A 14,131-nucleotide genomic window follows, 5' to 3' on the forward strand; every position below is an offset into this window, starting at 1 on the left:
GCATTCACGATGCTGCCGTCTTCCATCCGCGTCATCGTCCGCGACTGGCTGAACGCCAATCACATCGTGCTGATCGGCCGCCAGCGCGCGGTGCTGATCGACAGCGGCTACGGCCGCGATGCGGCGCATACGCTGTCCAAAGTTTCCGAGATCCTGGCTGGCAGACCCCTGGACTGGCTGGTCAATACCCATTGTCATTCCGACCACATGGGCGGCAACGCAGCGGTACGCGGTGCGCATCGTTGCCGAGTCAGCATTCCGCGGGATGAAGCACCCCTGATCGATGCCTGGGATGAACATGCCTTGTGGCTGTCCTACGCCGACCAGCGTTGCGAACGTTTTTCCTTCGACGACACCGTCGCCCCGGGCGACGAATTCGACTGGGGAGACTTGCATTGGCGTGCGATCGCCGCGCCCGGTCACGACATGGCGGCGCTGATGTTTTTCTGTGAAGAGGCCGGTGTGCTGATTTCCGGCGATGCGCTTTGGGAGAATGGCTTCGGAATATTACTGCCCGGACCCGATCGGACTGCGCGATTGGCGGCGACGCGCGCGACCCTGGAAAACATCGCACGCCTGCCGGTGCGCACCGTGATCCCGGGTCATGGACAGCCGTTCACCAATGTGGGCGCGGCGCTGGCGCGCAGCTCGCAGCGTCTGGCGGCTTTCGAACAGGACGAATTGCGCATGGTTCGCCACGTGCTCAAAGTCATGTTCGTATTTTCGCTGATGGATCGCCGCCGCTTGCCAGTCGATGATCTTGCGGACTACCTGGATTCGGTGCCGCTCTACGCGGATTTCAACCGGCAGTATCTGAACCTGGATCGGACAGCACTTGCGGATCTGATCGTCGGCGATCTGGAACGCGGTGGTGCAGTGCGCCGCCTAGACGGTTTTCTGTTCGCCGCCTGAAGCCGGAAAAGAAAACGGGCGCATGGGCTGCGCCCGTACGCAAAATGCGTAAGAACATGGCTAGGAACTGCAGGGGACCGAACCCATGAAGTCCGATCCTTGGTCTGCACGAAGATTATTGCCCGCCTGCGCCTGCGATATTGTTAAAAATTGTAAACCGCGATAGTCGCATTCAAAGGAAATCGCGTGCCCGTCCGTAACTCGAAATGCCGGTGAGAATGCGCAACAGGCCATAAGCGATCCACGTCATCAGACGCGTCACCACGCCCATCTTCACCGCGTACTCTCGCGCAACCGGCTTCGCACCGGACGCGATGGCTGACTGCAAGCTGTCGCGCAGATCGCTCGCGAAGGCTTGGTTTTCCACCACGACGTTGGCTTCACGCGCCAGCAACAGGCTGACCGGATCGATGTTGGACGACCCGACCGTCGCCCAGCGTCCATCGATGACCGCGACCTTCGCATGCAGGAAACTGCGCTGATACTCGTGAATCTCCACTCCGGCGTCGAGCAACTGATGATAGAGGGCGCGCGTAGCATAGTGCACCAGAAGATACTCAACGCGTCCCTGCAATAGCAGGACCACGCGCACTCCACGATGTGTCGCTGCGAGCAATGCGCGGCGAAAACGCTTGCCCGGCAGGAAGTAGGCATTGGCGATCACCACTTCGAATTTCGCACTTCTGATCGCCGCGAGGTAGGCTCGTTCGATATCGTGGCGATGCCGGAAATTGTCGCGCGCCAGAAAGGCCGCCCGCCGGTCGCCGGCCGGCGGCGCGTCCGGCCGCGGACCGATCGGCGGAGCCCAGCGCCGGCGCATATTGGTCCAGGCCGCACGCATCCACACGGCGCGCACCGCTGCGTGCATGTCCGCCAGCAGCGGACCCTGCACGCGCACCGCGTAGTCGAAACGCGGATGAACCGGCCCTCCGGCATGAACATCGTCGATGACGTTGATGCCGCCGCAGAATCCGACCTTCCCATCGATCACCACAAGTTTGCGGTGCAGACGCCGCAATCGCGTGCGCCTGAATTTGAACAACGAACTCTCGGGACGAAACACCAGCGATTGCACGCCCGCTTCCAGCAACCGGGGTTGCAGGTTTTGCGCAAACAGGCGGGAACCGAACCCGTCGACCAGCAGGCAAACCGCCACGCCGCGAAGTGCGGCGCGAATGAGCGCCTGCGCAATCCTGTCGCCCGTCGCATCCGCTTCGAATATGTAAGTCTCGAGATAGATTTCGCTTGCCGCCGCGTCGATTTCGCGTTCGAGTGCCGGAAAATATTGTTCGCCGTTGCTCAGCAGATCGAGGCTGTTGCCGTCGCGAAACCTCATACCTTCCTGATGAGTCGCGCCGACAGCGCGATGTGGTCGGACACCCTTGACCAGGCGCGGCCGTGATGGGCGCGAGCCAGTTCGATCGAAAATCCTCGAACATAAATGCGGTCGAGATGCAGCACCGGGAGAATGGCCGGGTAACTGCGGGCGGGACGACCAGAGGTGGTCTCGAACACCTCGGAAACGTTCAACGATTCCACGAGCGCGTCACTGGCATGCCGGCGCCAATCGTTGAAATCACCGGCGATGACCAACGGGGCATTGGCCGGCACCAGCTTCTCGATGCGATCCTTCATCAGTGTGATCTGCTTCCTTCGCCAATGGCCAAGCAGTCCCAGGTGCACATTGATGCAATGGAGCGTATGCGGCCAACCCGGCACCGCGATTTCACAATGCAGCAATCCGCGGCGTTCGCTGTCGTGCATGGATATGTCTTCATTGTCCCATCGGGCGATCGGATACTTGCTGAGGATGGCGTTACCATGATGCCCGCCATCGTAGATTGCGTTCTTTCCGTAGGCAAAATCGTTCCAGATGGCATCGGCCAGGAATTCATATTGCGGCGCCGCCGGCCAGTTGTGATGGCGCTCGGAATGCTTCTGGTGCAGACCCTGCACTTCCTGCAGGAAGACCACGTCGGCTCCGATGCCGCGCAGCCTCTCCCGCAGGTCATGGACGGACATGCGCCGTTTGAACTGCGAGAACCCTTTGTGGATGTTGTAGGTAACGACCTGGAGTTTTTCCATTTTTTTGTCTCTTGTTTCGCCGAGAGCCATCCCCACACGAAGAAATTTCATGTTACAGCAGTGCCCAACCGCCGCCTTACTTGCCGGCCGGCGCGGGATCGTGCCGCCGCGTTTTCTCGATTTCGCGAACCATCGCGCTGAAGCGTCGTTCCACCGTGCTTCGCACCAACAGCGTGCCAATCAAGGGTGGGACGCCAAAATCCGGCGTGAATTTGCCCTCATAACGCAATCGCAGCCTGGCGCCCCGGGCTTCCAGATGATAAACGCCATACAGTTCCTTGAAGTTGCCGGAGATCGCGTTCGATACGATCCGGTCATGGGGATATTCCTCGATTGCCAGTCGGACGCGCATCGGGAAGGTAAAGAACAGCAGGCTGGCTTCGCCGCGCTGATCGACCACGACGTTGGAACCGTCGCGCGATACCACCCGGCTTTCCCGCATGCCAGGAACGAATTCCGCGAGCCGGTCGTAGTCGGTGAGTACTTTCCATGCATCGGCCACATCGGCTTCGATCTCGGCAACGGCCTCGACTTCGAAGCTGTCGCCGTGACGCGTGGTCTGAACGCTGATGTCTGCGGTTTGCCCCGTTGCCGGCAATACCAGCAGCAACAGGCAGAGTGCGAGAAACAGCGTCCGGCGGCGGTCAGTTGAGGCCAACTCGCTGCCGGCAATATCCGGCCGTCTCCGTCAGGACACCGCGAGCATGCGTTCCAGCGCAACGCGCGCCTGATCCGCGTCGCGCTGCGGGACCTTGATCCGGTTGACGACCTTGCCTTGCGCCAGATTCTCGAGCGTCCAAGCGAGGTGCTGCGGGTCGATGCGGGCCATGGTGGAACACATGCACACAAGCGGCGCCATGAACTGAATCTGCTTGCCCTGCGGCTTGAATTCCTCGGCGATCCGATTGACCAGGTTCAGCTCGGTGCCGACCAGCCAGCGGGTGTTCGCCGGCGCTGCGGCTATGGTCTTGATGATGGTTTCTGTCGACCCGACGTGGTCCGAAAGCTTGCACACTTCGAACTTGCACTCCGGGTGTGAAATCACGATTCCGTCCGGGTGCTGGTTGCGGAACTTCAGAATGTGCTGGGGCTGGAACATCTGGTGCACCGAACAATGCCCCTTCCACAACAGTATCTTGGCGTCTCTGATCTGCTCCGCCGTCAGGCCACCCATCGGCTCATCGGGATCCCATACCTGCATCTGCTCCAGGCCAATGCCCATCTGGTGCCCGCTCCAGCGGCCCAGATGCTGGTCCGGGAAGAACAGCACTTTCTCGCGGCGCGCGAACGACCAGTCGAGGATCTTGCCGGCATTGGACGATGTGCAGACGATACCGCCGTGTTCACCGCAGAACGCCTTGAGATCGGCGGCAGAATTGATGTAAGTCACCGGCGTGACTTTCTGATCCGGATCGAGCACTTCGGACAGCTCACGCCATGCGCGTTCGACTTTCGGCAGGCTGGCCATGTCGGCCATCGAACAACCCGCCGCCATGTCGGGAAGAACGACGGCCTGGCCCGGCTTGCCCAGAATGTCGGCGACTTCGGCCATGAAGTGCACACCGCAAAACACGACGTACTCTGCGTCCGTATTCCCCGAGAGTTTGGACAGCCTGAGCGAGTCGCCGGTCAGATCGGCGTGCTTGTAGACGTCTGCGCGCTGGTAGTGGTGTCCGAGAATGACCACGCGGCTACCGAGTTTCTTCTTCGCCGCGAGAATGCGCGCCTCGCAGTCGTCATCCTGTAGCTGACTGTAGCGGTCGAAAGCAATCGCAGTTGCGGACATATCGTCATGCTCCCCATTGGCTGAAATCAGCGCACAAAAACCTTACCATACTGTGACAAGCCGGAGCGCCAAATGTTGCATCAGGCCGCGGTGCGCGCAAATTCCGGCAGCGCGCGCAGCACTTTGGCGTTGCTCCAAGAAAAAACCTTCTCGGCGGCTCGGTCGTGCGGCATCCAGACGTAAGCAAGATGCTCGCGCGGTGACAACCTGACCGGGACCGGCTCCGGTACGCACAATCCGAACACGTGCTCGGTATTGCGCGTAACGCCGGGTGCGTAGCGCCAGCGCCATTCCGGATAGATCTCGAACTCGTTCTGCATGTTCCAGTCGGCGAGCATGCCGGCGCGCGCATCGAGCCCTGTCTCCTCCACGACCTCCCGGACCGCGGTCTGGCGCAAGGTCTCGCCTTCGTCCTGACTGCCGGTAACCGACTGCCAGAATCCGGGGCGATCCGCGCGTTCGATCAGCAGCACCTGCAAGTCGGGCGTGTGAATCACCACCAGCACGGAGATCGGGATCTTGTACTTCAATTCAATCCGCAAACGGCTTGCGCGCCGCTAGCCGGCCTTCGGTTGTTCGACGTTGCGCAAACGGATGTGCAGTTCGCGCAACTGCTTCTCGTCCACCGGACTGGGCGCCTTGCACATCAGATCCTGCGCGCGCTGGGTCTTCGGGAAGGCGATCACATCGCGTATCGAATCGGCACCGGCCATCATGGTTACGATACGGTCAAGGCCGAAGGCCAGACCGCCGTGCGGCGGCGCTCCGAACTGGAGCGCGTCGAGCAGGAAACCGAATTTCTGTTTTGCCTCTTCCGGTCCGATGTTCAGCGCACCGAACACCTTGGACTGGATGTCCTGGCGATGAATACGCACCGAACCGCCGCCGATTTCCCAGCCATTGAGCACCATGTCGTAGGCCTTGGCCAGCGCCTTGCCGGGATCGCTGTCGAGGTAGGTCTCGTGGCCATCTACCGGACTGGTGAAGGGGTGATGCAGCGCGTCCCAGCGCTTCTCTTCCTCGTTCCAGTCGAACATGGGAAAGTCGACCACCCAAAGCGGCCGCCAGGCCTTTTCGGCATGGCCTTTCTCGTGTCCGATCTTCTCGCGCAGCGCGCCCAGCGCATCGTTGACCACCTTGGCCTTGTCCGCGCCGAAGAAAATCAGGTCGCCGTCCTTGGCGCTCGAACGCTCGACGATCTTCTTGAGCGCTTCGTCCGACAGGTTCTTGACGATAGGCGACTGCAGGCCCTCGCGCCCTCTGGCTGCTTCGTTGATCTTGATGTAAGCAAGGCCCTTGGCGCCGTAAATGCCCACAAATTCGGTATAGCTGTCGATCTCGCCGCGAGTGAGCGTGCCGCCACCGGGAATCAGCAGGCCGGCCACCCGACCGTTCGGCGCATTGGCCGCAGCTGAAAACACCTTGAAGTCCACCGTCTTCATGACGTCGGTGAGTTCTGTGAGCTGCAGCGGCACGCGCAGGTCCGGTTTGTCCGATCCATACTTGAGCATCGCTTCGGCAAACGTGATGCGCGGAAACGGATCCGGCAGATCGATCTGCAGCACTTCCTTGAACAGGCCGCGGATCATCGCCTCCATCAGCGCCGTGATCTCGGCCACGCCGAGAAAAGACGTTTCGATGTCGATCTGCGTGAATTCCGGCTGGCGGTCGGCGCGCAGATCTTCGTCGCGGAAACATTTCGTGATCTGGTAATAGCGGTCGAATCCGGCAACCATCAGCAACTGCTTGAACAGCTGCGGCGACTGCGGCAGCGCGAAGAACTCACCGGAATGCACCCGGCTGGGCACGAGATAGTCGCGTGCGCCTTCGGGCGTGGACTTGGTGAGCATCGGCGTCTCGATGTCGATGAAACCCTGCGCATCGAGAAAACGCCGCACCGCCATCGCCACTTTGTAGCGCAGCCGCAGGTTCTTCTGCATTTGCGGCCGGCGCAGGTCGAGATAGCGGTATTCCAGTCGCACCATTTCAGAGAGATTCTCGTCGTCCATCTGGAACGGCGGGGTGACCGACGTGTTCAGGATTTCGATCGAACGGGCCAGCACCTCGATCTCGCCAGACACCAGGTTCGGGTTCACCGTGCCGGCGGGACGGCCACGCACCAGCCCGATGACTTTCACGACGAATTCGTTGCGGATCTTTTCTGCGGTAGTGAACGTGGCGGCGTTGTCGGGATCGCACACCACCTGGACCAGGCCTTCGCGATCGCGCAGGTCGATGAAAATCACGCCGCCATGATCGCGGCGACGATGCACCCATCCGTAAAGGGTGACGGTCCGGTCGAGGTGGCGAGAGGAAACAAGGCCGCTGTATTCGGTGCGCATAGACTTGAAAATCGAGGATGACGTTTATTGTTGAGAAGAAGCGCCATCGTGGCGCAGCGCGCAGACTACGGCCGATGAACGTCGGCGGATCGGTTTTCCGGAGGCACCACACCCATCGAGATGATGTACTTCAATGCCTCGTCCACGTTCATGTCGAGCTCGATCACGTCGGCTTTCGGCATCATCAGAAAAAATCCGGACGTCGGATTCGGCGTGGTGGGAACATAGACGCTGACATATTCACCGGTCAGATAATTGGCTACGTCCCCGCCCGGCTGCCCGGTCAGGAAGGCGATGGTCCACGATCCCTGACGCGGGTATTGCACCAGCAGCGCCTTGCGGAAGGCCTGGCCGGAAGAGGAGAACAATGTATCGGAAACCTGCTTGACGCTGGAATAAAGCGACTTGACGACCGGAATCCGGTTCAACAAAGCTTCCCAGACCTTCACTAGGCGCTGGCCGATGATATTGGCGCCAAACATGCCTGTCAGGAGTACCACGACCAGCGTCAACAGCACGCCCAATCCCGGAATGTTGAAGCCCAGCCACGCACGCGGCTGCCAGTCGTCGGGCAGCAGCAGCAGTGTCTGGTCCAGCGTACCGACCAGGAAACTCAGTACCCAGGCCGTGATGACCAGTGGGACCCAGATCAACAATCCCGTGATGAGATATTTTTTCAATTGAAACCCTGAAACTTCCCGTCCCGACGCAGGGTGGTGCGCGGCCCGCCCGAATCCTCACGAGGCGTGTTGAAGCGGCACTCGTGTCCTGTGCGGTCCACGAACCGCATTACTGGCCCGCGGGACTTGCTCCCGCACTGCTGGCAGGCACATCGGACTTCACTTCTTCCTTGGGCTTGTTGTCGCCCTTGGCCTTGTTGTCGTCCGAAGCCTTGCTCTCGCTCTTGCTTTCGCCCTTGGCTTGGCCGTCTTCTTTTTCCTTGTCTGGCTTGGCGGATTTCGATCCGCCCTTGAAATCGGTCGCATACCAGCCGCTGCCCTTCAATTGAAAGCCCGCTGCACTGATGAGCTTGCTCAACGTGGACTTCCCGCAAGCAGGACATTCCCTCAACGGCGCATCCGACAACTTCTGCAGGAGTTCCTTCTTGTGTCCGCAACTGGTGCACTTGTATTCGTAAATGGGCATGTTATCCCTCGCAAAAACAAGGGAAATTATACCGTATCGAGCCGCTCCCCACGCTTACATAGGGCCAATGCAGCGCGCCTCAACGTCCGCTCGATACCCCATACCGGCCGTTATAATCCAGGCATCGATCTCCTTTTCCGACGATGCACGCATGAATGTCCCGCGACCGCTCTGGCCCTATCCACGCATCGTTGCCCATCGCGGCGGAGGCCTGCTCGCACCCGAAAACACCCTGGCGGGCATTCGCCTGGCCCGCAACCTGGGCTTCGTCGGCGTCGAATTCGACGTCAAACTAACCGCGGACGGCGTTCCGGTGCTGATGCACGACGATACTCTGGAGCGTACGACCAACGGCTCGGGTGCGGTGGCTCAAGCCAGTTATAGGGAAATCGCAAGGCTCGACGCAGGCGGCTGGTTCGGTAACGAATTCAGCGGCGAACCCGTACCCAGTTTCGCGGCTGCCTCTGCTTTGTGCCGCGAGGCGGGGGTCTGGGCCAATATCGAAATCAAGCCCAGCCCCGGACGGGAACGAGAGACAGGGGAAGCGGTAGCGCGCATGACAAAACTGCTCTGGACCGGCTCACAACCCCTGCCGCTACTGTCGTCGTTCTCCGCGCTGGCGCTGGAAGCGGCCGCAGTCGAGTCGCCGGATCTGCCGCGTGCGCTATTGGTCGCAGAGATACCGCCAAACTGGCAAGCTCAACTCGAACGGCTGCAGTGCGTTGCCCTGCACATCAGTCATCGGCACCTCCATCCGGCGCTGATCAAGGCCGTGCATGACTCCGGTCGCGGCGTACTGACTTATACGGTCAACGATTCGGAAACGGCGCTCGATATGCTGGAATGGGGTGTGGATGCGCTGGTGACCGATCATCTGGACGCCATCACGCCTGCTTTCGCTTGAGCGCTGACGATACGACTGCGGCTGTCAGCTATCGTTATCGCGTTCAGGTAGGCCACCATCGCGCAACGATTGTGAAAGCGATTGCAGGAATCTGCTGGCGACCTGTACAAAGCGCTTGTTGAGTTCCACAGCCGCCTCAATTCCCGCGGCTTGCGCATCCAGCATCTGCGCCGCAATGGTGTTTGAAAACTCCAGCATAGTCTGCGCCACGACGCTGCCGGTTTCCGTTCCCACACGCTGGGCGTGCACCACGAAACTGCGGAATTCCGGTGCCACTGTCTCCGCCGCTGACTCCGCCACCTTGTTCACCATCGCGATGAAATCGCTTTCCAGTTTTTTCATCTGCTCGACCGCCAGCTTGAGTTCGCGATCGCTCAGTTCCCTGCCTCGGCCGGTGAGTTCCTCAAGCGCACGGCGGGAAGCCTCTGCGGATTGCATCAACGCCTGATCCAGTCCGGACAGCGCTTCCGCCACCGCTTGTTTCATATGGATCGAGCGCGCTTGCGCACCATGGCTGATGCCGACGGTCATCGCTTCGATGACTTCCTTCATGCCTTCGTAGTCGAGCTGCTTCGCATGAAACGCGCGCAGAGTCAGATCGCGCACGCGATCGCGCACATGCTCCCCGCTCTCCACCGACTCGGCTGCCGCTCGGCTTAGCCTTTTGGCGGACATTTGCAATGGGTTGGACGCCATGCCCTCCTCCAGATGCCGGAGCGCTTTCGCAAACCTTACTCGCTTGTCGGGCGGGCGCAACCTGAAATGGAAAGCCGTTGATCTGCAGGGGTTTGGCATTGCAACGTCGGCGACCGGCTCGGCAAGCCATTGAATGAGTTCCATGCGGCCGTCGTGGTGCTCGACGATCGCCGTGCAACTGTCTACCCAGTCTCCGCACTCGATGTCGCCGAAGGATGTGCCGACATACTCCCGCAGAACCTCGTCATGATTGCCGGGTACGAATATCACCCTGGTGCCGTGGCGTGCTCGTTTGAGCACCTTCTGAATGACCGTGTTCTGCTGCCGCGACCAGTGGATGCCCCGGCTCATCGCCCAGAAATCCACGATATCGCCCACGAGATAGAGATGCTGGGATTCGTAATGGCGCAGAAAGGATAGCAGGCGCGCGTACCGAGATGAATGTCCGACAGGAAGATCGAGCGCACGACGCAGGGAGCCGAAAGCAAATCCGCGCTCCCGGATATGTCATCACCGGCGCGCATGAGAGCGGTCTGGACGAGGTAGTCGGTCGGCTTCAGCGTGGGCCTTCGCAATGAGTGCGTCGGCCCAAGCTTAATGCAGCTTTGTTACAGGCAGATGATTGCTCACCGGAGACCTGAAGGCCTCCGAACGCTACGCCGCGGACCGAACTGCCTCCGGAGATCGGAATGCCGTTAGCAGGTCCGCCTGCTTCGCTTTCGCAATACCGAGGTTGCGTTCCTTGATGTGGCCGTAACCGCGGATCTCTTCCGGAATCGAAGCGATTTTCACCGCGAGCGCGTGGTTGTCGCTGCTCAGTTTGCCGATGAGTTCCTCGATCGTCGCTTCGTACTCGCCGATCAACTGGCGTTCCATGCGCCGCTCCTGCGTATAACTGAAAATGTCGAATGCGGTGCCACGCAAACCGCGCAACTTCGCCAGCAGCCTGAACGCGGTGAATACCCAGGCGCCGTACTCCGCCTTGCGCAGTTCACCCGTACCCGGATCGCGCTTGGCCAGCAGCGGCGGCGCCAGATGGAAGTGAAGGCTGTAGTCGCCTTCGAACTGGGATTTGATCTTCTGCATGAAGGCCGGATCGGCGTACAGCCGCGCAACTTCGTACTCGTCCTTGTAGGCGAGCAGCTTGAAGTAATAGCGCGCGACCGCTTCGGAAAATCCGGTAAGCCCCTTCGTCAGTGACGACTCCGCCTGCTTCACCCGTTCGACCAGGTTCCGGTATTTTTCGGCGTACGCCGCATTCTGATAGCCGGTCAGGAACTCCACGCGGCGCGCCACGGTTTCTTCGAGGGTCCGGGAAATTTCCATCGTCGGCGCAACATCCGCTTTCGGCGCGATGAGCCGCTCTATCGCGGCGAGATCGATCACGGCACGGCGACCCCACAGGAACGCAGTCTGATTCATTTTCACCGCAGCGCCGTTCAGCTCGATCGCCTTGTTGATGGCTGCGGAAGAAACCGGCACCAGACCCTTTTGGAAGGCGTAACCAAGCATGAACAGATTGGTCGCGATCGAATCGCCCATCAGCGCGGTGGCAATGCGCGTCGCATCCACGAACTCGGCATTGCCCTCGCCCACGCCTTTCGTGATGGTCCGCTTGAGCGACTGCCCGGGAAATTGAATGTTCGCGTTGCGGGTGAACTCTCCGGTCATCTGCTGGTGCGTGTTCACGACCATGCGCGTGCCTTCCCGCGTCGTGTCCATGGTTTTCTGGCTGGCCGAGACCACGAAATCGCAGCCCAGCACCAGCTTCGCCCCGCCCGAGCCGAGACGCACCGTTCTGATGTCTCCCGGCTTCGCTGCGATCTGCAGATGGCTCCACACCGCGCCGCCCTTCTGCGCCAGGCCGGCCATGTCGAGGGCGCCGAAACCCTTGTTCTCCAGATGCGCCGCCATGCCGACGATCGCGCCGATGGTCACCACGCCGGTACCGCCGACGCCGGTGACCATGATGCCGTAGGGCTGATCGAGCTTCGACATCTGCGGTTCGGGCACTGCGGCGAACAACGCTTCGACGTTCTGTCCGGCGGGCGAGCTCGTGCCTTTACGAACGCCACCGCCGTGCACGGTGACAAAGCTTGGGCAGAAGCCCTTCACGCAGGAGAAATCCTTGTTGCAGGCCGACTGGTCGATCATGCGCTTGCGGCCGAACTCGGTTTCCAGCGGCAATACGGATACGCAGTTCGACTTGACCCCGCAGTCGCCGCAACCTTCGCATACGAGATCGTTGATGAATGCGCGCTTGGCCGGATCGGGATACTGATTGCGCTTGCGCCGGCGGCGCTTTTCCGCAGCGCAGGTCTGGTCGTAGATGATGACCGACAAGCCGGGTATTTCGCGGAATTCGCGCTGCACCTGGTCGTAGTCGTCGCGATGATGGATGGTCACGCCAGGCGCCCACTCGACGGTGGACCGATATTTTTCCGGCTCGTCGGTGACCACCGCGATCTTCTTCGCACCTTCCGCGTAGACCTGCAGCGTGATCTGCGGCACCGTGAGCGGACCGTCGACAGGCTGGCCGCCGGTCATCGCGACCGCATCGTTGTAGAGGATCTTGTAGGTGACATTCACACCCGACGCGGCTGCAGCGCGCACCGCCAGCAATCCGGAATGGTAATAGGTCCCATCGCCGATGTTCTGGAACATGTGCGACGTGTTGACGAATGGCGCTTCGCCGACCCAACTGGCGCCCTCACCGCCCATTTGCGTATATCCGGCGGTGCTGCGGTCCATCCATTGCGCCATGAAGTGACAGCCGATGCCGGCCAGCGCGCGCGAACCCTCCGGCACCCGGGTGCCGGTATTGTGCGGACAGCCGGAACAGAAATAGGGTGTTCGATCCATCGCCGGCTTATCCGTCACCCGCGCTTCCAGACGTTCCTGCTCGGCCACACACGCAGCCAGTTGCGCGTCGCTCACGCGCGCAAGCAACCGGCGTCCGATCGCAACCGCGATCTCATTGGGATCGAGCGCGGCGTTGGAGCGAAACAGGATTTTCCCGACTTCATCGCACTTGCCGATGATTTCCGGTGCATCCGCCTTGCCGTAGAGGACTTCCTTCAGCTGCGGCTCGATCAGTCCGCGCTTTTCCTCCACGACGATGATTTTCTCGAGGCCTTCGGCGAATTTCGACGCGCCGCTCGGCTCGAGCGGCCACGTCATGCCGATCTTGTAGATGCGAAGCCCAAGCCTTGCCGCTTCAGCGTCGTCGATGCCGAGATACTGCAACGCCTGGCGCACATCCATATGGGACTTGCCGCACGTTGCGATGCCCAGCTTCGCATCCGGCGAATCCATAACGACCTGGTCGAGCCTGTTTGCCAGGGCAAACGCCTTTGCGGCCTCCAGCTTGTACGTATGCAGTCGCGCTTCCTGATCGAGCGGCGCGTCGGGCCAGCGGATGTTCAGCCCGCCTTCCGGCATTTTGAAATCGGTGGGCACCAAGATGCGCACGCGTTCCGGATCGACGTTGACCGAAGCGCTCGCGTCGATCGTGTCTTTCATGCATTTCAGACCCACCCAGCAACCCGAGTAGCGCGACAGCGCCCAGCCATAGAGGCCGTAATCCAGCAGTTCCTGCACGCCGGCGGGATTCAGGATCGGCATCATCGCATCCACCATTGCAAACTCGCTCTGGTGCGCGGTCGTTGAAGATTCGCAGGTATGGTCGTCGCCCATCAGGCAAAGCACGCCACCGAGGGGTGCGGAACCGGCCAGGTTGCCGTGGCGGAAGGCGTCGCCGGTGCGATCCACCCCGGGACCCTTGCCGTACCAGATGGCGTAGACGCCGTCGTACTTGTTGTCGCCGTCGAAATGCGCCTGCTGCGTGCCCCAACAGGCCGTCGCCGCCAGATCTTCGTTGACACCGGGCTGGAATACGATGTTATGCGCCGTGAGATGTTTGCCGGCGGCCCAGAGCTGCTGGTCGAAACCGCCGAGCGGTGATCCGCGGTAACCCGAGATGTAACAACCGGAGGTGATGCCGGAGGCGCGGTCGCGCAGGTGCTGCATGATCGGCAACCGCACGAGTACCTGGGTGCCGGTGATGAAAACACGTCCCGACTGCAACGTGTATTTGTCGTCGAGCGCAACGCTGGACAGGGTCATGGCATTAATCTCTTTGTGGGCATTTCCGGACCATCCAAACGCGTTCAGGACGGTCCTGACAAGTCGTCATTTTCGCGGAAATTCCGGCCATTCTCCACATGCGGACGTCGCCGGAATCATGAAGGACTTCGACCC

The 14,131-nt window shown here is 60.7% G+C and carries 11 protein-coding genes and 1 pseudogene; 2 read left to right on the forward strand and 10 right to left on the reverse strand.

Translation table 11 applies throughout. From position 1 onward, the window contains the following. The first annotated feature begins 9 nt into the window (after positions 1-9). Positions 10-912 (forward strand): MBL fold metallo-hydrolase, encoded by a 903-nt coding sequence (locus HY067_02835; protein MBI3526883.1) that lies wholly within the window; start codon positions 10-12, stop codon positions 910-912. A 172-nt stretch (positions 913-1,084) separates the two neighbouring features. On the opposite strand, the gene clsB is transcribed toward HY067_02835, so the two are convergent. The 8 genes from clsB to HY067_02875 all read right to left on the reverse strand — a co-directional run bounded on the left by clsB (position 1,085) and on the right by HY067_02875 (position 8,271). Then, a complete protein-coding gene (clsB, locus tag HY067_02840; GenBank protein ID MBI3526884.1) occupies positions 1,085-2,248 on the reverse strand; it encodes a cardiolipin synthase ClsB in 1,164 nt (387 codons plus the stop codon). Next, entirely contained in the window at positions 2,245-2,997 is a 753-nt protein-coding gene (locus tag HY067_02845) for an endonuclease/exonuclease/phosphatase family protein (protein ID MBI3526885.1), read from the reverse strand. The genes clsB and HY067_02845 overlap by 4 nt, the downstream gene beginning before the upstream one ends. 76 nt (positions 2,998-3,073) lie before the next feature. Then, complete coding sequence (locus tag HY067_02850; protein MBI3526886.1) at positions 3,074-3,655, reverse strand: SRPBCC family protein; 582 nt, start codon at positions 3,653-3,655, stop codon at positions 3,074-3,076. Between the two features lie 30 nt (positions 3,656-3,685). After that, on the reverse strand, positions 3,686-4,783 hold the full coding sequence (nadA, locus tag HY067_02855) for a quinolinate synthase NadA (protein ID MBI3526887.1): 1,098 nt from the start codon (positions 4,781-4,783) through the stop codon (positions 3,686-3,688). A gap of 80 nt (positions 4,784-4,863) precedes the next feature. After that, entirely contained in the window at positions 4,864-5,319 is a 456-nt protein-coding gene (gene nudB, locus HY067_02860; GenBank protein ID MBI3526888.1) for a dihydroneopterin triphosphate diphosphatase, read from the reverse strand. Between the two features lie 21 nt (positions 5,320-5,340). Further along, positions 5,341-7,125, reverse strand: a complete 1,785-nt coding sequence (gene aspS, locus HY067_02865; protein MBI3526889.1) for an aspartate--tRNA ligase — start codon at positions 7,123-7,125, stop codon at positions 5,341-5,343. Between the two features lie 65 nt (positions 7,126-7,190). Further along, positions 7,191-7,805, reverse strand: coding sequence for a DUF502 domain-containing protein (locus HY067_02870; GenBank protein MBI3526890.1), 615 nt, complete (start codon positions 7,803-7,805; stop codon positions 7,191-7,193). Between the two features lie 109 nt (positions 7,806-7,914). Further along, positions 7,915-8,271, reverse strand: a complete 357-nt coding sequence (locus tag HY067_02875) for a zinc ribbon domain-containing protein (GenBank protein MBI3526891.1) — start codon at positions 8,269-8,271, stop codon at positions 7,915-7,917. A gap of 151 nt (positions 8,272-8,422) precedes the next feature. Between HY067_02875 and ugpQ the strand changes: the two genes are divergently transcribed. After that, entirely contained in the window at positions 8,423-9,175 is a 753-nt protein-coding gene (gene ugpQ / locus HY067_02880) for a glycerophosphodiester phosphodiesterase (GenBank protein ID MBI3526892.1), read from the forward strand. A 24-nt stretch (positions 9,176-9,199) separates the two neighbouring features. On the opposite strand, the pseudogene HY067_02885 reads toward ugpQ, so the two are convergent. Together HY067_02885 and HY067_02890 are read right to left on the reverse strand one after the other, a co-directional pair. Next, positions 9,200-10,395: pseudogene (locus HY067_02885) on the reverse strand (metallophosphoesterase). 130 nt (positions 10,396-10,525) lie between these two features. Then, positions 10,526-13,996: an indolepyruvate ferredoxin oxidoreductase family protein gene (locus HY067_02890; protein ID MBI3526893.1), complete on the reverse strand. Its 3,471-nt coding sequence runs from the start codon at positions 13,994-13,996 to the stop codon at positions 10,526-10,528. Positions 13,997-14,131 lie beyond the last annotated feature (135 nt).

Source organism: Betaproteobacteria bacterium (assembly GCA_016194905.1).
Taxonomy (GTDB): Bacteria; Pseudomonadota; Gammaproteobacteria; order Burkholderiales; family JACQAP01; genus JACQAP01.

Excerpts from the sequence above, each read along its gene's own strand:
- clsB (MBI3526884.1), bottom strand. The coding sequence starts at position 2,248 with ATGAGGTTTCGCGACGGCAACAGCCTCGATCTGCTGAGCAACGGCGAA.
- HY067_02890 (MBI3526893.1), bottom strand. The coding sequence starts at position 13,996 with ATGACCCTGTCCAGCGTTGCGCTCGACGACAAATACACGTTGCAGTCG.
- HY067_02845 (MBI3526885.1), bottom strand. The coding sequence starts at position 2,997 with ATGGAAAAACTCCAGGTCGTTACCTACAACATCCACAAAGGGTTCTCG.
- aspS (MBI3526889.1), bottom strand. The coding sequence starts at position 7,125 with ATGCGCACCGAATACAGCGGCCTTGTTTCCTCTCGCCACCTCGACCGG.
- ugpQ (MBI3526892.1), top strand. The coding sequence starts at position 8,423 with ATGAATGTCCCGCGACCGCTCTGGCCCTATCCACGCATCGTTGCCCAT.
- HY067_02835 (MBI3526883.1), top strand. The coding sequence starts at position 10 with ATGCTGCCGTCTTCCATCCGCGTCATCGTCCGCGACTGGCTGAACGCC.
- nadA (MBI3526887.1), bottom strand. The coding sequence starts at position 4,783 with ATGTCCGCAACTGCGATTGCTTTCGACCGCTACAGTCAGCTACAGGAT.
- HY067_02875 (MBI3526891.1), bottom strand. The coding sequence starts at position 8,271 with ATGCCCATTTACGAATACAAGTGCACCAGTTGCGGACACAAGAAGGAA.